This window comes from Streptomyces sp. ISL-12 (assembly GCF_018614415.1).
GTDB lineage: Bacteria > Actinomycetota > Actinomycetes > Streptomycetales > Streptomycetaceae > Streptomyces.
On the sequence record NZ_JAGGOO010000060.1, the window covers coordinates 15,603 to 35,403 of the forward strand.

General features: G+C 73.4%; 18 protein-coding genes. 15 read left to right on the forward strand and 3 right to left on the reverse strand.

Annotation, left to right across the window (positions count from 1 at the left end; all coding sequences use genetic code 11):
- Positions 1-25 precede the first annotated feature (25 nt).
- From J7I94_RS16890 to J7I94_RS16925, 8 genes are all read left to right on the forward strand, one after another.
- Complete coding sequence (locus J7I94_RS16890) at positions 26-1,132, forward strand: quinone-dependent dihydroorotate dehydrogenase (RefSeq protein WP_215167944.1); 1,107 nt, start codon at positions 26-28, stop codon at positions 1,130-1,132.
- Complete coding sequence (gene pyrF, locus J7I94_RS16895; protein ID WP_215167945.1) at positions 1,129-1,977, forward strand: orotidine-5'-phosphate decarboxylase; 849 nt, start codon at positions 1,129-1,131, stop codon at positions 1,975-1,977. The genes J7I94_RS16890 and pyrF overlap by 4 nt, the downstream gene beginning before the upstream one ends.
- Before the next feature lie 285 nt (positions 1,978-2,262).
- The gene (locus tag J7I94_RS16900) at positions 2,263-2,586 is read left to right on the forward strand and encodes an integration host factor (protein WP_003977346.1); all 324 of its coding nucleotides are present in this window, start codon (positions 2,263-2,265) and stop codon (positions 2,584-2,586) included.
- Between the two features lie 37 nt (positions 2,587-2,623).
- Positions 2,624-3,217 (forward strand): guanylate kinase, encoded by a 594-nt coding sequence (gene gmk, locus J7I94_RS16905; protein ID WP_215167946.1) that lies wholly within the window; start codon positions 2,624-2,626, stop codon positions 3,215-3,217.
- A gap of 65 nt (positions 3,218-3,282) precedes the next feature.
- Entirely contained in the window at positions 3,283-3,555 is a 273-nt protein-coding gene (gene rpoZ, locus J7I94_RS16910; protein ID WP_003988945.1) for a DNA-directed RNA polymerase subunit omega, read from the forward strand.
- 134 nt (positions 3,556-3,689) lie between these two features.
- Entirely contained in the window at positions 3,690-4,892 is a 1,203-nt protein-coding gene (gene coaBC / locus J7I94_RS16915) for a bifunctional phosphopantothenoylcysteine decarboxylase/phosphopantothenate--cysteine ligase CoaBC (protein ID WP_215167947.1), read from the forward strand.
- A 240-nt stretch (positions 4,893-5,132) separates the two neighbouring features.
- On the forward strand, positions 5,133-6,341 hold the full coding sequence (metK, locus tag J7I94_RS16920) for a methionine adenosyltransferase (RefSeq protein ID WP_215167948.1): 1,209 nt from the start codon (positions 5,133-5,135) through the stop codon (positions 6,339-6,341).
- Between the two features lie 183 nt (positions 6,342-6,524).
- Complete coding sequence (locus tag J7I94_RS16925) at positions 6,525-8,684, forward strand: primosomal protein N' (RefSeq protein WP_215167949.1); 2,160 nt, start codon at positions 6,525-6,527, stop codon at positions 8,682-8,684.
- 118 nt (positions 8,685-8,802) lie between these two features.
- Here J7I94_RS16925 and J7I94_RS16930 read toward each other — a convergent pair whose 3' ends face one another.
- The gene (locus J7I94_RS16930) at positions 8,803-9,348 is read right to left on the reverse strand and encodes a hypothetical protein (protein WP_215167950.1); all 546 of its coding nucleotides are present in this window, start codon (positions 9,346-9,348) and stop codon (positions 8,803-8,805) included.
- 308 nt (positions 9,349-9,656) lie between these two features.
- Between J7I94_RS16930 and fmt the strand changes: the two genes are divergently transcribed.
- The 7 genes from fmt to J7I94_RS16965 all read left to right on the forward strand — a co-directional run bounded on the left by fmt (position 9,657) and on the right by J7I94_RS16965 (position 16,775).
- Positions 9,657-10,589 (forward strand): methionyl-tRNA formyltransferase, encoded by a 933-nt coding sequence (fmt, locus tag J7I94_RS16935; protein ID WP_215167951.1) that lies wholly within the window; start codon positions 9,657-9,659, stop codon positions 10,587-10,589.
- 78 nt (positions 10,590-10,667) lie between these two features.
- Positions 10,668-12,086, forward strand: coding sequence for an RsmB/NOP family class I SAM-dependent RNA methyltransferase (locus tag J7I94_RS16940; protein ID WP_215167952.1), 1,419 nt, complete (start codon positions 10,668-10,670; stop codon positions 12,084-12,086).
- Positions 12,087-12,401: 315 nt separating this feature from the next.
- Positions 12,402-13,088, forward strand: a complete 687-nt coding sequence (rpe, locus tag J7I94_RS16945; RefSeq protein WP_215167953.1) for a ribulose-phosphate 3-epimerase — start codon at positions 12,402-12,404, stop codon at positions 13,086-13,088.
- 145 nt (positions 13,089-13,233) lie between these two features.
- Complete coding sequence (locus J7I94_RS16950; RefSeq protein ID WP_215167954.1) at positions 13,234-14,277, forward strand: sugar-binding transcriptional regulator; 1,044 nt, start codon at positions 13,234-13,236, stop codon at positions 14,275-14,277.
- 28 nt (positions 14,278-14,305) lie between these two features.
- Positions 14,306-14,680 (forward strand): barstar family protein, encoded by a 375-nt coding sequence (locus J7I94_RS16955; protein WP_215167955.1) that lies wholly within the window; start codon positions 14,306-14,308, stop codon positions 14,678-14,680.
- A gap of 179 nt (positions 14,681-14,859) precedes the next feature.
- The gene (locus J7I94_RS16960) at positions 14,860-16,302 is read left to right on the forward strand and encodes a GuaB1 family IMP dehydrogenase-related protein (protein WP_215168005.1); all 1,443 of its coding nucleotides are present in this window, start codon (positions 14,860-14,862) and stop codon (positions 16,300-16,302) included.
- A gap of 20 nt (positions 16,303-16,322) precedes the next feature.
- Entirely contained in the window at positions 16,323-16,775 is a 453-nt protein-coding gene (locus tag J7I94_RS16965) for an Lrp/AsnC family transcriptional regulator (RefSeq protein ID WP_215167956.1), read from the forward strand.
- On the opposite strand, the gene secD is transcribed toward J7I94_RS16965, so the two are convergent.
- Complete coding sequence (secD, locus tag J7I94_RS16970; RefSeq protein WP_215168006.1) at positions 16,764-19,061, reverse strand: protein translocase subunit SecD; 2,298 nt, start codon at positions 19,059-19,061, stop codon at positions 16,764-16,766. The genes J7I94_RS16965 and secD overlap by 12 nt on opposite strands.
- A gap of 148 nt (positions 19,062-19,209) precedes the next feature.
- Positions 19,210-19,800, reverse strand: a complete 591-nt coding sequence (locus tag J7I94_RS16975; protein ID WP_215167957.1) for a hypothetical protein — start codon at positions 19,798-19,800, stop codon at positions 19,210-19,212.
- Position 19,801 lies beyond the last annotated feature (1 nt).

The window sequence follows — 19,801 nt, forward strand, 5'->3', positions numbered from 1 at the left end:
CTCTTCCCGAGGACACCACACCACCATGTACAAGACTTTCTTCTCTCTCGTCTTCAAACGGATGGACGCCGAGCGCGCCCACCACCTCGCTTTCCGCTGGATCCGGCTGGCCGCCCGCGTCCCCGTGCTGCGCACCTTCGTCGCCGCCGTGCTCGCGCCCCGCTACAAGGAGCTGCGCACCGAGGCCCTGGGCCTGCGCATGCACGGCCCCTTCGGCCTCGCCGCCGGCTTCGACAAGAACGCCGTCGCGATCGACGGCATGGCGATGCTCGGCTTCGACCACGTCGAGATCGGCACCGTCACCGGCGAGCCGCAGCCCGGCAACCCGAAGAAGCGGCTGTTCCGCCTCGTCCCCGACCGGGCGCTGATCAACCGCATGGGCTTCAACAACGACGGCTCCCGCATCGTCGCCGCCCGCCTGGCCACCCGCGAGCCCGTCTTCCGGACCGTGGTCGGCGTCAACATCGGCAAGACCAAGGTCGTCCCCGAGGAGGAGGCCGCCGGCGACTACGTGAAGTCCGCCGAGCGCCTCGCGCCGTACGCCGACTACCTGGTCGTCAACGTGTCGTCGCCCAACACGCCCGGCCTGCGCAACCTCCAGGCGACCGAGGCGCTGCGCCCCCTGCTGACCGCCGTCCGCGAGGCCGCCGACCGGGTGGTCACCACCCGCCGGGTGCCGCTTCTGGTGAAGATCGCGCCCGACCTCGCCGACGAGGACGTCGACGCGGTGGCCGACCTCGCCGTGGAACTCGGCCTGGACGGCATCATCGCCACCAACACCACCATCGCCCGCGAGGGCCTCGGCCTGACCTCCCCGCTCTCCGTCGTCAAGGAGACCGGCGGCCTGTCCGGCGCCCCGCTCAAGGCACGCTCCCTCCAGGTGCTGCGGCGGCTGTACGCGCGCGTGGGCGACCGGATCACCCTGGTCGGGGTCGGCGGCGTCGAGACCGCCGAGGACGCCTGGGAGCGCATCCTGGCCGGGGCCACGCTGGTCCAGGGCTACAGCGCCTTCATCTACCAGGGCCCGTTCTGGAGCCGGGCGATCCACAAGGGACTCGCCGCGCGCCTGCGCCAGAGCCCTTACGCCACCCTCGCCGACGCGGTCGGCGCCGATGTGAGGAAGCCCCGATGACCCGCATGACGGAGCCCTTCGGCGCGCGGCTGCGCCGTGCCATGGACGAACGCGGCCCCTTGTGCGTGGGCATCGACCCGCACGCCTCCCTGCTCGCCGAGTGGGGCCTGAACGACGACGTCACCGGCCTTGAGCGGTTCAGCCGCACGGTGGTGGAGGCGGTGGCCGACCGGGTCGCCGTCCTGAAGCCGCAGAGCGCCTTCTTCGAGCGGTTCGGCTCCCGCGGCGTCGCCGTCCTGGAGAAGTCCGTCGAGGAGGCCCGGGCGGCCGGCGCGCTGGTCGTCATGGACGCCAAGCGCGGGGACATCGGCTCCACCATGGCCGCGTACGCCGAGTCCTTCCTGCACCGGGACGCCCCGCTGTTCTCGGACGCGCTGACGGTCTCGCCGTACCTCGGCTACGGCTCGCTGAAGCCGGCCGTCGACATGGCGCGCGAGCACGGCGCGGGCCTGTTCGTGCTGGCGCTGACCTCCAACCCGGAGGGCGCCGAGGTCCAGCACGCGGTACGGGGGGACGGACGGAGCGTCGGCGCGACGGTGCTGGCCCACCTCGCGGCCGAGAACGCGGGGGAGAAGCCCCTCGGCTCCTTCGGCGCGGTGGTCGGCGCCACGCTCGGCGACCTCTCCTCGTACGACCTGGACGTCAACGGTCCGCTGCTCGCGCCCGGCATCGGCGCCCAGGGGGCCACGCCGGCCGATCTTCCCGGGGTCTTCGGGGCGGCGGTGCGCAATGTGGTGCCGAACGTCAGCCGAGGTGTCCTTCGTCACGGTCCGGACATCAGTGCGCTGCGCGCGTCCGCGGACCGGTTCGCCGAGGAGATCCGGGCCGCGGTGGCCGCGGTGTGACTCTCGCCGCATTCCCGGTGCTCACCGAGCGGTCCCGTCGGACGGGGTCCAGGACCGCTTGAGCCTGGATACATCCTCAAATCCGAGGCAGTATGTGGTAAATGTCCGTCCTCGCAGAGGCTGACCAGGACTTTTCCGCTGTTCTCGCTGACTCTTGCGGACTTGACCGCTAGTCTCCGGGAAGAGTCAACGGGCAAGCGTGTTGCTCGTAGCTCCCCTGGTGTGGGGCGACTAGGTTCCTCACCGGTCCGTATCCGACAGTTCGACATCCGAGGTGACGTAGGCGTGGCTCTTCCGCCCCTTACCCCTGAACAGCGCGCAGCCGCGCTCGAAAAGGCCGCCGCGGCTCGCCGGGAGCGGGCCGAGGTCAAGAATCGACTCAAGCACTCCGGCGCCTCCCTCCACGAGGTCATCAAGCAGGGCCAGGAGAACGACGTCATCGGCAAGATGAAGGTCTCCGCCCTCCTCGAGTCCCTGCCGGGCGTGGGCAAGGTCCGCGCCAAGCAGATCATGGAGCGACTGGGCATCTCCGAGAGCCGTCGCGTGCGTGGCCTCGGCTCCAACCAGATCGCCTCCCTGGAGCGCGAGTTCGGCAGCACCGGCAGCTGAGTCCGGACCACCCCGGTATTGCTGGAATAATCGCCGCATGGCTGCAACACCCCGGGGGACGACCCCCGTACCCCCGGAATCACGTCCGCGGCTGACCGTGCTCTCCGGCCCCTCGGGGGTCGGCAAGAGCACGGTCGTCGCTCATATGCGCAAGGAACACCCCGAGGTCTGGCTCTCGGTGTCGGCGACGACCCGTCGGCCGCGCCCCGGCGAGCAGCACGGGGTCCACTACTTCTTCGTCACCGACGAGGAGATGGACAAGCTGATCGCCAACGGCGAGCTGCTGGAGTGGGCCGAGTTCGCGGGCAACCGCTACGGCACGCCGCGCGCGGCCGTGCTGGAGCGGCTGGAGGCCGGGGAACCGGTCCTGCTGGAGATCGACCTCCAGGGCGCCCGCCAGGTGCGCGAGTCCATGCCGGAGGCCCAGCTGGTGTTCCTCGCCCCGCCCTCCTGGGAGGAGCTGGTGCGCCGGCTCACCGGCCGGGGCACGGAGCCGCCCGAGGTGATCGAACGCCGTCTCGCGGCGGCCAGGATCGAGCTGGCGGCCGAGCCGGAGTTCGACAGCACCCTGGTCAACACCTCCGTCGAGGACGTGGCGCGCGAGCTGCTAGCCTTGACGAACGTCGTGTGATCGTTACCGGTCACTGAGACTCGATCTCCGCGACTGAATCTTTCCCATCCATCGGAAGGTAGAGCGTGTCCTCTTCCATCTCCGCGCCCGAGGGCATCATCAACCCGCCGATCGACGAGCTCCTCGAGGCCACGGACTCGAAGTACAGCCTCGTGATCTACGCGGCCAAGCGGGCCCGCCAGATCAACGCGTACTACTCGCAGCTCGGCGAGGGCCTCCTCGAGTACGTCGGTCCCCTCGTCGACACCCACGTCCACGAGAAGCCGCTCTCGATCGCGCTGCGCGAGATCAACGCGGGGCTGCTGACGTCCGAGGCCGTCGAGGGCCCGGCGCAGTAACAGCAGCCTGGCGCAGTAGCAGCAGGCAAGTAGTATTTTCAGCTTCACGCTGACTTATCCACAGGCCCGGCAGCACGGCTGCCGGGCCTGTGGTGTGTGATGGGGGCATACGTTCTTCAAGGTCGGGAGAGACGGTGGACAAGCCCAAGGTCGTGCTCGGGGTCAGCGGCGGCATCGCCGCGTACAAGGCCTGTGAGCTGCTGCGCAGGTTCACGGAGTCGGGGCACGACGTCCGGGTCGTTCCCACCGCCTCCGCGCTGCACTTCGTCGGCGCGGCCACCTGGTCCGCCCTGTCCGGCCACCCGGTCTCCACCGAGGTGTGGGACGGCGTCCACGAGGTGCCGCACGTCCGGATCGGCCAGCACGCCGACCTGGTGGTGGTCGCCCCGGCCACCGCGGACCTGCTCGCCAAGGCCGCCCACGGCCTCGCCGACGACCTCCTCACCAACACGCTGCTCACCGCCCGCTGCCCCGTCGTCTTCGCCCCCGCCATGCACACCGAGATGTGGGAGCACCCGGCCACCCAGGAGAACGTGGCGACGCTGCGCCGCCGCGGCGCCGTCGTCATCGAACCCGCCGTCGGCCGCCTCACCGGCGTCGACACCGGCAAGGGCCGGTTCCCCGACCCGGCCGAGATCTTCGAGGCGTGCCGCCGCGTACTCGCCCGGGGCGTGAGCACGCCGGACCTGGCAGGCCGGCACGTCGTCGTCAGCGCCGGCGGCACCCGCGAGCCCCTCGACCCGGTCCGCTTCCTCGGCAACCGCTCATCCGGCAAGCAGGGCTACGCCCTCGCGCGCACGGCCGCCGCCCGGGGCGCCCGGGTGACGCTGGTCTCGGCGAACGCCTCGCTGCCCGACCCGGCCGGCGTGGACGTGGTCCCCGTCGGGACGGCCGCGGAACTGCGCGAGGCGGTGCTGGCCGCCCTGCCGGACGCCGACGCGGTGGTGATGGCGGCGGCGGTCGCGGACTTCCGCCCCGCGGCCTACGCGACCGGGAAGATCAAGAAGCGGGACGGTCAGGAGCCCGAGCCCCTCACCCTCGTGCGCAACCCGGACATCCTCGCGGAGATCTCCGCCGGCCGAGCCCGCCCCGGACAGGTGATCGTCGGCTTCGCGGCCGAGACGGACGACGTCCTGGCCAACGGGCGCGCCAAGCTGAAGCGCAAGGGGTGCGACCTGCTGGTGGTGAACGAGGTGGGGGAGCGCAAGACGTTCGGCGCCGAGGAGAACGAGGCCGTGGTGCTCGGCTCCGACGGCACCGAGACCCCCGTACCGCACGGGCCGAAGGAAGCCCTGGCCGACACCGTGTGGGACCTGGTGGCCGGGCGGCTCGCATGACCGTCCCGTCCGCCTCTCGGCCCACTCGCACCTCGTACATTCGTCCGTGGCGGCCCTGGCCAAGGGTGCAGCTCATTGGGCACAATGCGAGTGCCGCAGGTCACAGCCTTCTTGAGAGTCGAGACGGGTGGGCCCGCGACCGAGTGCGACCGATAAACTGTTCACGGACGTCGCCGGGTGCAGCTCCCCGTGCCGTCCGACCATGATCAGCCAGCAGCCGCTGCAACCCCAGGGAGCGTTGTGTCCCGTCGCCTGTTCACCTCGGAGTCCGTGACCGAGGGCCACCCCGACAAGATCGCTGACCAGATCAGCGACACCATTCTCGACGCGCTCCTGCGCGAGGACCCGACCTCCCGGGTCGCCGTCGAAACCCTGATCACCACCGGCCTGGTGCACGTGGCCGGCGAGGTCACCACCAAGGCCTACGCCGACATCGCCACCCTGGTCCGCGGCAAGATCCTGGAGATCGGCTACGACTCCTCCAAGAAGGGCTTCGACGGAGCCTCCTGCGGCGTCTCGGTGTCGATCGGGGCCCAGTCGCCCGACATCGCGCAGGGCGTCGACACCGCCTACGAGAATCGCGTCGAGGGCGACGAGGACGAGCTGGACCGGCAGGGCGCCGGCGACCAGGGCCTGATGTTCGGCTACGCCTCCGACGAGACGCCGACGCTGATGCCGCTGCCGATCTTCCTGGCCCACCGGCTGTCCAAGCGCCTCTCGGACGTCCGCAAGAACGGCACGATCCCTTACCTGCGCCCCGACGGCAAGACGCAGGTCACCATCGAGTACGACGGCGACAAGGCCGTCCGCCTCGACACGGTCGTGGTCTCCTCGCAGCACGCCTCCGACATCGACCTGGAGTCGCTGCTCGCCCCCGACATCCGCGAGTTCGTCGTGGAGCCGGAGCTGAAGGCCCTGCTCGACGACGGCATCAAGCTCGACACCGAGAACTACCGCCTGCTGGTCAACCCCACCGGCCGCTTCGAGATCGGCGGCCCCATGGGCGACGCCGGCCTGACCGGCCGCAAGATCATCATCGACACCTACGGCGGCATGGCCCGCCACGGCGGCGGCGCCTTCTCCGGCAAGGACCCGTCCAAGGTCGACCGCTCCGCCGCGTACGCGATGCGCTGGGTCGCCAAGAACGTCGTCGCCGCGGGTCTCGCCTCCCGCTGCGAGGTCCAGGTCGCCTACGCGATCGGCAAGGCCGAGCCGGTCGGCCTGTTCGTGGAGACCTTCGGCACCGCCAAGATCGACCACGAGAAGATCGAGAAGGCGATCGACGAGGTCTTCGACCTCCGCCCGGCCGCCATCATCCGCGACCTCGACCTGCTCCGCCCGATCTACTCGCAGACCGCGGCGTACGGCCACTTCGGCCGCGAGCTGGACGACTTCACGTGGGAGCGTACGGACCGCGTCGAGGCGCTGCGCAAGGCCACGGGGCTGTAGGCCCAGGGCGGTCTCATCCGTCTCGCACGAGGCCCGGCGATCCCATCGGGGCGCCGGGCCTCGGTGTGTCCCGGACTGCCGGACTGCACCGGCCTCCCGGACTGCCCAGGACCGGTGACCGGTGACCGGTGACTGGTGACCGGTCGCCGTCGGCTGTCAGTGGGCTTTGGTAAGAATGCAGGTGTGAGCAGCGAGAACGAGCAGACGGGCGGCGGCGCGCAGGGTGCGCCGCCCGAGCAGCTCGCGCTCATCCGGGAGAGCGTCCGCAAGGCCGCCGTGCCCCGGGCCAAGCCGCGGACCTGGCGCGGGGCGGCGCTCGCCCCAAAGCTGCCGGTCGCGCGGGTGCTGGTCGACAAGGGTGTGCTCCACCTGGACCGGTACTTCGACTACGCCGTGCCCGAGGAGCTGGACGCCGACGCGCAGCCGGGAGTGCGGGTGCGGGTGCGGTTCGGGGCCGGGCGGGGGCGGGTCAGGGACGGGCGGCGCGAGGGCGGCGGGCTCATCGACGGCTTCCTCGTCGAGCGGCGGGCCGAGTCCGACTACTCCGGGCCGCTGGCCGCGCTGGCGCAGGTGGTCTCGCCCGAGCCGGTGCTCGGGGAGGAACTGCTCGGGCTCGCGCGGGCCGTCGCCGACCGGTATGCGGGCAGCCTCGCCGATGTGCTCCAGCTGGCCGTGCCGCCGCGCAACGCGCGGGCCGAGCGGCGGGCCTCGCCCGACCCGCTGCCCCCGCCGCCCGCGCCGGCGGCGGGCTCCTGGGAGCGGTACGCGCACGGGCCCGCCTTCCTGGCGGCACTGGCGTCGGGCGGCACACCGCGCGCCGTGTGGAACGCGCTGCCGGGTCCCGGGTGGGCCGAGGAACTGGCGCGTGCGGTGGCGGCGGCCCTGGCCTCCGGGCGGGGGGCGCTCGTCGTGCTGCCGGACGGGCGGGCGGTCGCCCGGCTCGACGCCGCGCTGACCGACGTCCTGGGTGAGGGACGGCACGCGGTCCTCACCGCCGACGCCGGCCCCGAGAAGCGGTACGGGCAGTGGCTGGCGGTACGGCGGGGTTCCGTACGGGCCGTGATCGGGACCCGCGCGGCCATGTTCGCCCCGGTCCGGGATCTGGGACTGGTCGCCCTGTGGGACGACGGCGACGACAGCCACAGCGAGCAGCACGCCCCGCAGCCGCACGCGCGGGAGGTGCTGCTGCTGCGGGCGGCCCAGGACAGGTGCGCCTTCCTGCTGGGCGGCTGGAGCTGCACCGTGGAGGCCGCCCAGCTCGTGGAGAGAGGCTGGGCGAAACCGCTGGTCGCCGGCCGGGAACAGCTGCGGGCCGCCGCTCCGCTGGTGCGGACCGTCGGGGACGAGGACCTGGCCCGGGACGAGGCCGCACGGGCCGCCCGGCTGCCGACCCTCGCCTGGCAGGCCGTCCGGGACGGGTTGCGGCACGGGCCGGTACTGGTACAGGTGCCCCGGCGCGGTTACGTACCGCGGATGGCGTGTGCCGTCTGCCGGGCGCCGGCGCGGTGCCGGCACTGTTCCGGGCCGTTGGAAGGGCAGGAGGCCGGGGCGGCGTCGCGCTGCGGGTGGTGCGGACGGGAGGAGGCCGGGTGGCACTGCCCGGAGTGCGGGTCGTTCCGGCTGCGCGCCCAAGTGGTGGGGGCGCGGCGCACCGCCGAGGAACTGGGGCGGGCCTTTCCCGCCGTACCGGTGCGGACCTCCGGGCGCGAGCATGTGCTGGACACCGTGCCCGGGGCGCCCGCGCTGGTCGTCAGCACGCCGGGTGCCGAGCCCGTCGCCGAGGGCGGGTACGCGGCGGCGCTGCTGCTCGACGGCTGGGCCATGCTCGGCCGGCCCGACCTGCGGGCCGGTGAGGACGCGCTGCGGCGCTGGATCGCGGCCGCCGCGCTGGTCCGGCCGCAGTCGGCGGGCGGCACCGTGGTCGTCGTCGCCGAGCCGACGCTCAGGCCGGTGCAGGCGCTGGTGCGGTGGGACCCCGTCGGCCACGCCGTGCGGGAGTTGGGGGAGCGGGCCGAACTGGGCTTTCCGCCGGTGTCGCGGATGGCCGCCGTCTCCGGGCCGGCGGAGGCGGTGGCGGAGTTTCTCGGCGCGGTGGAACTGCCGGGGGAGGCGGAGGTGCTGGGCCCCGTTCCGCTACCGGTCACCGCCGTGGGCCGGGCGCGGCGACCGGGGGCGCCGCCGCCCGGGGAGCAGTGGGAACGGGCCCTGGTGCGGGTGCCGCCGGGGCGAGGGGCGGCGCTGACCTCGGCGCTGAAGGCCGCGCAGGCCGCGCGGATGGCGCGGGGGGGTGCTAACGGCGCGACGCGGGTATGGGTGCGGGTCGATCCGCCAGACATCGGGTGAGGCGGCGTGCGTCGGGTGCCGGGGGGAGACAAACCGAGGGAAGACGATCGAGGGGAGACACACACCGCTGCCCTCCCGGAAGGGGACGGGAGGGCAGAGAGCGGGGGAGGTGCGCCGGTCAGCCGTTGCGCGGGCCGGGGAAGGCGGTGGGCCTGGGGTCCTCGCGCAGCACGGGACTGCCCGCCGTCGGCTGGGTCGGCATGGAGCGGGCGGCGGGGACCGTGGGGACGGGGGAGATGCCCGCGCCCACGTTCACCGTGCGGGAGCCCGGGGTTTCCGGCGTGTGCTCGGATTGCGCCGGGGCGGGCTGGGCGGTGGGGCGGCGGGCGCCGTACCGGCGGTGCACCGCCTGCTTGGTGACCCCGAGGGCGGAGCCCACCGCGTCCCACGAGAAGCCGAGCGAGCGGTCGAAGTCCACGGCGGCCGTGACCAGGGTCTCGACGCTGTCCCGCAGCTCCTGGGCGAGACGGACCGTCGGCGCGGGGGCGCGCCCGTAGACGACGAAGCCCGTGGAGGGGCCGGAGCGGCGCGGGCGGTAGACGTTGCCCAACTGGGCGGTGAGCGTGCGCAGCGCGTCCACCTGCCGGCGGACCCGCTCGATGTCCCGCACCAGCAGGTGCAGGCTGGCCCGAGCCTGGGCGTCGTGAGTTGCGTGGTCGGCCATGAACAAGCCTCTCGAACCGGCGTTGAGGGGAATCGGGCCGCGCGGGCGACCCGTGTGGTCAACTCTTTCTTGACCAACGCGGGATCGCTCCGCGGGTCACGGGGTGGGGCGTGGGGGGTTGTTGTGCGCGCCCCCTGGGCCTTCGGCCTTCGGGTGTTTTCTCCCATCCGCGCACCACCCGTTTCCATTCGGTCGAGAGGTGAGCGTCGCCGGTGGGGGCCGGGCGCCGTCGGCGGCCCGCGGTGGTCCGCCTCGTAGACTGGTGCGCTGCTTGCCGACCGTTCCCGCCCGAGAGGCCCGTCCCACTCATGAAGCTGGTCTTCGCCGGTACCCCCGAGGTCGCCGTCCCCGCCCTGGACGCCCTGATCGCCTCCGAGCGGCACCAGGTGGCCGCCGTCGTCACGCGGCCCGACGCGCCGGCCGGGCGCGGGCGCCGGCTGGTCGCCTCGCCCGTGGCCGAACGGGCCGAGGAGGCCGGGATCGAGGTGCTCAAGCCCGCCAAGCCGCGCGACCCCGAGTTCCTGGAGCGGCTGCGGGAGATCGGGCCCGACTGCTGTCCCGTCGTCGCCTACGGCGCCCTGCTGCCCCCGGTCGCGCTCGACGTCCCGGTCCACGGCTGGGTCAACCTGCACTTCTCGCTGCTGCCCGCCTGGCGGGGCGCCGCCCCGGTGCAGCATGCCGTGATGGCCGGCGACGAGATCACCGGCGCCTCCACCTTCCTCATCGAGGAGGGGCTGGACTCCGGGCCGGTCTACGGAACGCTCACCGAGACCGTCCGGCCCACCGACACCAGCGGCGACCTGCTGACCCGGCTCGCCCTCGCGGGCGCCGGCCTGCTCGCCGCGACCATGGACGGCATCGAGGACGGCACCCTGAAGGCCGTACCGCAGCCCGCGGAGGGGGTCAGCCTGGCTCCGAAGATCACCGTCGAGGACGCCCGGGTCGACTGGACCGCCCCGGCGCTGCGCGTGGACCGGGTGGTACGCGGCTGCACCCCGGCACCCGGCGCCTGGACCACCTTCCGCGGCGAGCGGCTCAAGCTGGTGCAGGCGGTGCCCGCGGCCGACCGGACGGATCTCGCCCCGGGGCAGCTCGGCGTCGGCAAGAACAACGTGTACGTCGGCACCGGCTCGTACGCCGTAGAGCTGCTGTGGGTGCAGGCGCAGGGCAAGAAGCCGATGCGGGCGGCGGACTGGGCGCGCGGGGCGCGGATCGCCGACGGGGAGCGGCTGGGCGGCTGACCGACCTCGGGAGGGGGCCGTGCCCGGGCCGACGTAGGCTGATGGGTGCACCTCTTCCCACACCCGGAGCACCTTTTCGTGAGCGATCAGCCTCGTCGTCCCCGCAAACCCGGCAAGCCCTACCGGCGGCCCCAGAAGGATCCCGTCCGCATCCTCGCCTTCGAGGCGCTGCGCGCCGTGGACGAGCGGGACGCCTACGCCAACCTGGTGCTGCCGCCGCTGCTGCGCAAAGCGCGGGAGAACAGCGACTTCGACGCGCGGGACGCGGCGCTCGCCACCGAGCTGGTGTACGGGACGCTGCGGCGGCAGGGGACGTACGACGCGATCATCGCCGAGTGCGTCGACCGGCCGCTGCGCGAGGTCGATCCGCCGGTGCTGGACGTGCTGAGCCTGGGAGTGCATCAGTTGCTGGGGACGCGGATCCCCACTCACGCCGCCGTGTCCGCCTCCGTGGAGCTGGCGCGGGTCGTGCTCGGGGACGGGCGGGCCAAGTTCGTCAACGCCGTGCTGCGGAAGGTCGCGCGGGACGATCTGGAGGGGTGGATCGGGAAGGTCGCGCCGCCTTATGACGACGACCCCGAGGACCACCTCGCCGTCGTGCACTCGCATCCGCGGTGGGTCGTCTCCGCGCTGTGGGACTCGCTCGGCGGCTCCCGGGCCGGCATCGAGGAACTGCTGGCCGCCGACAACGAGCGGCCCGCAGTGACGCTGGTCGCCAGGCCCGGCCGGGCCACGACGGAGGAACTGCTCGGCGAGGAGGCGGCCGTGCCGGGGCGCTGGTCGCCGTATGCCGTGCGGCTGACCGAGGGCGGGGAGCCCGGGGCCGTCGAGGCCGTGCGGGAGGGCCGGGCCGGGGTGCAGGACGAGGGCAGCCAGCTCGTCGCGCTCGCCGTCGCGGGCGCGCCGCTCGACGGGCCCGACCGGCGCTGGCTGGACGGGTGCGCCGGGCCCGGCGGCAAGGCCGCGCTGCTCGCCGCGCTCGCCGCCGAGCGGGGCGCCTTCCTGCTGGCCTCGGAGAAGCAGCCGCACCGCGCCGGGCTGGTGGCCAAGGCGCTGGCCGGCAATCCGGGGCCGTACCAGGTGATCGCCGCCGACGGGACCCGGCCCGGGTGGCGGCCCGGCACCTTCGACCGGGTGCTCGTCGACGTCCCGTGCACCGGGCTGGGTGCCCTGCGGCGCCGGCCCGAGGCGCGTTGGCGGCGGCGGCCCGAGGACCTGGACGGGTTCGCGCCGCTCCAGCGCGGGCTGCTGCGCAACGCCCTGGACGCGGTGCGGGTCGGTGGGGTCGTCGGGTACGCGACCTGCTCACCGCATCTGGCGGAGACCCGGGCCGTCGTCGCCGACGTGCTCAAGCAGGTCCCCGGCGCCGAACTGATCGACGCCCGGCCGCTGCTGCCCGGCGTGCCGGAGCTGGGCGAGGGGCCGGACGTGCAGCTGTGGCCGCATCTGCACGGGACCGATGCCATGTATCTGGCGCTCATTCGCCGGACCGCGTGACGCCCGGGGCGACGACGGGGCCGCCCTCGGTGTCCTCCCGGACATGTCCGTCGTACGGCCGGGCCAGGCCAGGCCGCGCCGCCGTCCCGGTCGTCGGCGCCGCCGAGGCGGCCGGTGAGCTGCCGCGCGCACGGCACCGTCCCGAACACCGGCTGCCCGATGCCGCGTGTCCCCGTGCCCCGTGTCCCCGTGCCCTGCGTGCCCCGTGCCCCGTGCCCTGTGTCCGGGCGCCCGCCGCACACCCGGAGAGTGCCGGGACAGGGTCAGGTCCGTACCGGAGAGACCCGCCAGGGCCGGGCATGGCAGGCTTGGACCATGGCCGTGCAGATCAACCCCAGCATCCTGTCCGCCGACTTCTCCCGCCTCGCGGACGAGGCGAAGGCGGTGCAGGGAGCCGACTGGCTCCACGTCGACGTCATGGACAACCATTTCGTCCCCAACCTCACGCTCGGCGTGCCGGTCGTGGAGTCCCTCGCCCGCGCGACGGACACCCCGCTGGACTGCCACCTGATGATCGAGGCGCCCGACCGGTGGGCGCCCCAGTACGTCGAGGCGGGGGCCGGTTCCGTCACCTTCCACGCCGAGGCCGCCGCCGCCCCGGTGCGTCTGGCCCGCGAGATCCGGGCCAAGGGCGCCCGCGCCTCCATGGCGCTCAAGCCGGCGACGCCCGTCGAGCCGTACGAGGACCTGCTCCCCGAGCTGGACATGCTGCTGATCATGACGGTGGAGCCGGGGTTCGGGGGACAGGCGTTCCTCGACATCATGCTGCCGAAGATCCGGCGCACCCGGGAGCTGATCGCCAAGCACGGCCTGGAGCTGTGGCTGCAGGTGGACGGCGGGGTCTCCGCCTCGACCATCGAGCGGTGCGCGGAGGCGGGCGCCGACGTCTTCGTCGCGGGCTCGGCCGTGTACGGTGCGTCGGACCCGGCCGAGGCGGTGCGTGCCCTGCGCGGGCAGGCGCAGTCGGCGACCGCCGCCGCGTCCTGGGCGTGCGCTCACTGATGAACGCCGGAGAACGACCAAGAGTGACGACGGACGACGACCGGTGACCGCTGACGACGACTACTGAAGAACGAGAACGTGAACGGCTCCCGTCAGGGCTGATCGAGTGCGCCGTATCTGCGAGGATGAACGGCGAATCCAGAGTGTGAACAGCAGTGAGGAGAGCGCCGTGTCGGGTATGTCGGCGGGCCGCGCAGCCATGCGGATGGGACCCGCTGAGCTGGTCCAGGCGGCGGCCATGGCCCGCCGTTTCTACCTTGAGGGCAAGTCCAAGATCCAGATCGCGGAGGAGTTCGGCGTCAGCCGCTTCAAGGTGGCCCGGGTCCTGGAGACCGCCCTCGAACGGGACCTCGTACGCATCGAGATCCGGGTGCCGGCCGAGCTGGACGCCGAGCGCTCCGACGCGCTCCGTGCCCGCTACGGCCTGCGCAACGCGGTCGTCGTGGAGTCCCCGGCGGACGCCGAGGAGACCCCCGACCCCGAGAACCTGGGGGAGGTCGCCGCCGACCTGCTCGGCGAGCTGGTCGACGAGGGCGATGTACTGGGGCTGGCCTGGGGCCGTTCCACCATCCACATGGCGGCGGCGCTGGACCGGCTGCCGCCGTGCACGGTGGTGCAGCTGACCGGCGTGTACGACGCCGGGACCGCCGAGCGCGGCTCGGTGGAGGCCGTGCGCCGCGCCGCCCAGGTCTCCGGCGGCGACGCCCACCCCATCTACGCGCCGATGCTGCTGCCGGACGCCGCGACCGCCGAGGCGCTGCGCCACCAGACCGGCATCGCGCGGGCCTTCGAGTACTTCGACAAGGTCACCGTCGCCTGCGTCTCCATCGGCTCCTGGGAGCCCGGCATCTCCACGGTGCACGACATGCTCAGCGACGAGGAGCGCGGCCACTACGCCTCGCTCGGCGTCGCCGCCGAGATGTCCGCGCACCTCTTCGACGCCGAGGGGCGCCGGGTCGGCCGGGACCTGGGGGAGCGGTGCATCACGGTCAAGGCCGACCAGCTCCGCCGTATCCCCGAGGTCGTGGCGATCGCCGGCGGGCAGCGCAAGGCGGCGGCCATCGACGCGGTGCTGCGCTCGGGCCTGGTCACCAGCCTGGTGACGGACACCTCCGCCGCGGACTACCTGATGGCGGCGGGCCCGGCCCCCAAGGCCGCGCTCAACCGGGCTGACCCGGACGGCATGTGACGAAGCGTCAGAGATTCAGGGAGTGCGTATGACGGAGGGTGGTAGCGGGGCGACGCGGGACCCGGCGGGCCGGATCGTGGTCACGCTGGACCTGGCCGGGGTCACCGACAAGGCGGGTCTGATGGACCGCTGCGCCCGGTCGCTCGGCCTGCCCGAGTGGTTCGGCCGCAACTGGGACGCCCTCGCCGACTCCCTGGCCGACCCCTCCGTCTGGCCCGAGGGCGCCGGGGAGCGGGGGCTGCTCCTCGTCGTGGAGAACTGGCGGGAGTACGCCGAGGCGCGGCCCGAGGAGTGGCAGATCGCCGAGGAGGTGTTCGCCGAGGCCACCGACCGCGGCCCCGGCCTCTTCGTCACCCTGGGGCCCGGAGGGCCTGCGGCTCCCGGAGGGCCTGCGGCTTCCTAGGGCCTGCGGCTCCCGGAGGCTCACCGGGTTTCGGAGGTTCCTCCCAACGGTCCTGCGGACAGCCTGGACGTTCTGCCCGGGGCGGGACACGTGTGCGTCATGGGAGAATGAAGTACGTGCTCTTTCCCCCTGGCTGACCTGTCCGGGGGCCACCTCTGATCGACTGGGATGTGCAGCACGTGCGTTTCCTCAACGACATCCAGCCCTCGTACGACCTGACGTACGACGACGTCTTCATGGTGCCGAGCCGCTCGGCCGTCGGCTCGCGGCAGGGCGTGGACCTCCGCTCCCCGGACGGCACGGGCACCACCATCCCGCTGGTCGTCGCCAACATGACCGCCATCGCGGGGCGCCGCATGGCCGAGACGGTGGCCCGGCGCGGCGGCCTCGTGGTCATCCCGCAGGACATCCCGATCGAGGTCGTCACCGACGTCGTCACCTGGGTCAAGAGCCGGCACCACGTCCTGGACACCCCGATCGTGCTGGCCCCGCACCAGACGGTCGCCGACGCGCTCTCCCTGCTGCCCAAGCGGGCGCACAACGCCGGGGTCGTCGTCGACGAGGACGGCAGGCCCGTCGGCGTGGTCACCGACAGCGACCTGAGCGGGGTGGACCGCTTCACCCAGCTCGAAGAGGTCATGTCCAAGGACCTGCTGCTGCTGGACGCCGCCATGGACCCGCGCGAGGCGTTCAACACCCTCGACGCCGCCAACCGGCGCTTCGCCCCCGCCGTCGGCGCGGACGGCAAGCTGGCCGGCATCCTCACCCGCAAGGGCGCCCTGCGTGCCACGCTCTACACCCCGGCCCTCGACGCGGACGGCAAGCTGCGCGTCGCCGCCGCCGTCGGCATCAACGGCGACGTGGCGGGCAAGGCCCAGCAGCTCCTCGGCGCCGGCGTGGACACCCTCGTCATCGACACCGCCCACGGCCACCAGGAGTCGATGATCAGCGCCGTCAAGCTGGTCCGCGACCTGGACCCGAAGGTGCCGATCGTCGCGGGCAACATCGTCTCCGCCGAGGGCGTGCGCGACCTGATCGAGGCGGGCGCGGACATCATCAAGGTCGGTGTCGGCCCCGGCGCCATGTGCACCACGCGCATGATGACCGGCGTCGGCCGCCCGCAGTTCTCCGCGGTCCTGGAGTGCGCCGCCGAGGCGAAGAAGTACGGCAAGCACGTGTGGGCCGACGGCGGCGTCCGGCACCCCCGTGACGTGGCGATGGCGCTCGCCGCCGGCGCGTCCAACGTGATGATCGGCTCCTGGTTCGCGGGCACCTACGAGTCCCCGGGCGACCTCCAGCACGACGCGAACGGCCGGGCCTACAAGGAGTCCTTCGGCATGGCCTCCGCCCGCGCGGTGCGCAACCGCACGTCGGAGGAGTCGGCGTACGACCGGGCCCGCAAGGGGCTGTTCGAGGAGGGCATCTCGACCTCCCGGATGTTCCTCGACCCCGCCCGCCCCGGAGTCGAGGACCTCATCGACTCGATCATCGCGGGCGTCCGCTCCTCCTGCACCTACGCCGGTGCCGGCTCCCTGGAGGAGTTCGCGGAGCGAGCCGTCGTCGGCGTCCAGAGCGCGGCCGGCTACGCCGAGGGCAAGCCGCTGCACGCCAGCTGGAGCTGAGCGGGCGGGTACGCGGTCCCATGCTGAACGATCTCGACGAACGCATCGTGCACGCCCTCGCCGAGGACGCCCGCCGCTCCTACGCGGACATCGGGCAGTCGGTCGGGCTGTCCGCGCCCGCCGTGAAGCGGCGCGTGGACCGGCTGCGCGCCACCGGCGCCATCACCGGGTTCACCGTCCGGGTCGATCCCGCCGCCCTCGGCTGGGAGACCGAGGGCTTCGTCGAGATCCACTGCCGCCGCAACACCTCGCCGGAGACCATCCGGCGAGGTCTGGAGCGCTACCAGGAGGTCGTCGCCGCGTCCACGGTCACCGGGGACGCGGACGCGGTCGCCCAGGTGTTCGCCTCCGACATGCGGCACTTCGAACGGGTCCTGGAACGGATCGCCGGTGAGCCCTTCGTGGAGCGCACCAAGTCCGTCCTGGTGCTGTCGCCGCTGCTGCGGCGCTTCTCGTCGGGCTCACCGGCCTGAGCCGCCGGTCGGGACACCTCTGCGCCGGCCCGTCGTGAGGGTGAGCGGGGCCGCCGTGAAGACGGACGACCAGGTGCCCACCGCCAGACCGATGAGCAGGGCGAGGGCGAAGTCGGTGAGGGCGCCGTCGGCGAGGACCGCGAGGGCGGTGATGACGAGGGCCGCGCCCATGCCGGTGTTGACGGTACGGGGCAGGGTCTGCAGGATCGCCCGGTTCGTCAGCAGCGGCAGCGGGGTGGTGCGGTCGCGGGCGAGGAGTTCGCGGACGCGGTCGAAGAGGACGACGGAGTCGTTCACGGAGTAGCCGACGACCGTGAGCAGGGCGGCCAGGAAGACCCCGTCGACCGGTTTGCCGAGCCAGGCGAACACACCGGCCAGGATCAGCACGTCGTGGGCGAGCGCGCCGACGGCCGCGACGGCGAACCGCCGGCGGAACCGGACCGTGAGATACAGCAGTTGGGCGCCGAGCGCGAGGCAGAGGGCGATGAGGGCGTTGCGGCGCAGTTCGTCGCCCAGGCTGGGGCCGATCCGCTCGTCGCGGACCTTCTCCGCCGTGCCGCCGAGCCGCCCGACGGTCTCGGTGAGGGTGGCCGTCTCGGCGGCGCTCAGCCGCTCGGCGCGGACCGTGAGCCGCCGGTCGCCGGAGGACTGGACGAGCGTACGGGGGAAACCGGCGTCGGCGAGGGCGGTACGGGCCCGGTCGGGGTCGACGGGGGCGCCGGTGGAGTACTCGACGAGCCGGCCGCCGGTGAACTCGATGCCCAGGTCTAGGCCGCGGACCAGGATGCCCGAGGCGCTGAGCACCAGAACGGCGGCGGAGGCGGCCAGCCAGCGGCGCGGATGCCGCATCAGGTGCGGGTCGCGGCGCAGCAGCCGGTCGCGGACCCAGCCGGTGCTCGCGATCCCGGTGATACGGGGGCGGCGGCGCACGGCGGGACGGCCCACCGCGTACTCCGCGAGCACCCGGGTGATCAGCAGGGCGCTGATCATGGAGGCGAGGACGCCGATGCCCAGGGTGACGCCGAAGCCGCGCACCGGGCCGGAGGCGAAGAGGAACAGCAGGGCCGCGGCGATCAGCGTGGTGATGTTGGAGTCGGCGATGGCGCTGAGCGCCCCGCGGAACCCGGCCCTGAGCGCCGAGCGGGTACTCGGGCGCCCGGCGGCGGCGTGGGCTTCGCGGGCGCGTTCGAAGACCAGGACGTTGGCGTCCACGGCCATGCCGATGGCGAGGACGAACCCGGCGAGTCCGGGCAGGGTCAGGGTCGCGCCGAGCGCGGCCAGCGCGGCGTAGGAGATCAGGCCGTAGCAGGCCAGGGCCACGATCGCGAGCAGGCCCAGGAGCCGGTAGACGGCGATCACGAACAGGGCGGTCAGGGCGGTGCCGATGACGGCGGCCCGGGCCGCGGCGCTGAGGGCCGCCTCGCCGAGGGTGGCGCCGACAGTGCGCTGCTCGATCGTCTCGACCGGTACGGGGAGGGCGCCGCCGGAGATGAGCAGGGACAGTTCGCGGGCCTCGGCGTCGTCGAAGGAGCCGGTGATCTGGGTGGAGCCGCCCGGGATGCCGGTCCCGCAGGTCACGCCGGGGTCGACCTGGGGCGAGGAGATGACCGTGTCGTCGAGGACGATGGCGACCCGGCGTTCGGCGGCGCCCGCCGGGTGGCAGGCGGCCTCGGCGGTGAGGCGGGTCCAGCGGTCGCGGCCGGTGTCGGAGAAGTCGACGGTGACGTGCCGGCCGGCGCCGCTCTGCTGGTCGAACCGGGCGGCGGCGCCCTTGACGTCCTCCCCGGTCAGAGCGGCGGCGGCGAGGCGCAGGGGGTGGCCGGACTCGTCGGGGAGGGTGCGTGGGGTTTCTGCGCCTTCTGTGCCTGCTGTGCCTCCTGTGCTTCCTGTACTTCCTGTGGTTTCTGCGGTTTCTGAGGTCTCCGAGGTGTCGGTGTCGCCGAGGACGGGGTGGACGGTGAGCTGCGCGGTGCGGCCCAGTACGTCGGTGGCCTTCTCCGGGTCCTGTACGCCGGGCAGTTCGACGAGGATGCGGTTCTCGCCGGAGCGGACGAGGGTGGGTTCGGCGACGCCGAGCGCGTCGATCCGGCCGCGCAGTACCTCCAGGGTGCGGTCGGTGGCCTCGGGGCCGGCGTCGGTGGCGGGGGTGGGGCGGGTCTCCAGCACGATCTGGGTGCCGCCGCGCAGGTCGAGACCCAGGCGGACCGGTGCGGTCAGGGCGATGGCCAGGGATACGGCGATCACGGCCAGGGCGAGCAGTGAGCGGGTGCGGGTGCGGGTGCGGATGTGTGTGCGGATGTGTGTGCGGGTGCGGGTGTTCTTGCTTCGGCGTGATGAGTTGTTCCGGCGTTTCAACGCGAGCCTCCGGCAGGCATGCCGCGGCGGTCGCGAGCGCGACCGCGACGGAAGAAGGAAGGGGTGGGGCGGTGAGGTGTCAGGTGCCGGAAGCGTCGGGAGGAGCCCGGCCGCGGTCGTGGGCCGGGCGGCCGGGGGAGACGGGAGGGCACGCGGAAGGTGCCGGGACGTGCGGGCGGGCGGCGGCCGGGGTGGCCGTGCCGTGGGGGTCGGCGGTGTGGTGGTCCGGCGGGGACGGGCGCTCGGCCGAGTGGGGGTGCCGGGTCCTGAGCTGGGGCACGCAACCGACGGCACAGGGGTCGTCGGCGCGGGGGGCGGCGTCCGCACGCTCGGCGTCGGGTGCGTCGGGTGCGTCGGGTGCGTCGGGTGCGTCGGGTGCGTCGGGTGCGTCGGGTGCGTCGGGTGCGTTGGGTGTGTCTGGTGAGACGGCTGCGTCTGGTGTGGTGGCTGCGTCTGGTGTGGCGGCGGTGTCCGGGGGCCGGCCAGGGCTGGTGGACGTACGTTCGGCCGTCGCGGCCGGGCCGGGCAGCTCGCCGGCGCCTGGGTCGGCGTACGCGGGGAACGTCGGTGTCAGCAGGACGGCGAGAAGCGCGAGGAGCGCGAGGAGCGCGGAAAGGGTCGCCGCGAACCGGTGAGCGGCGGTCGGGACGGCGTCGGGCGTAGGGCGCACG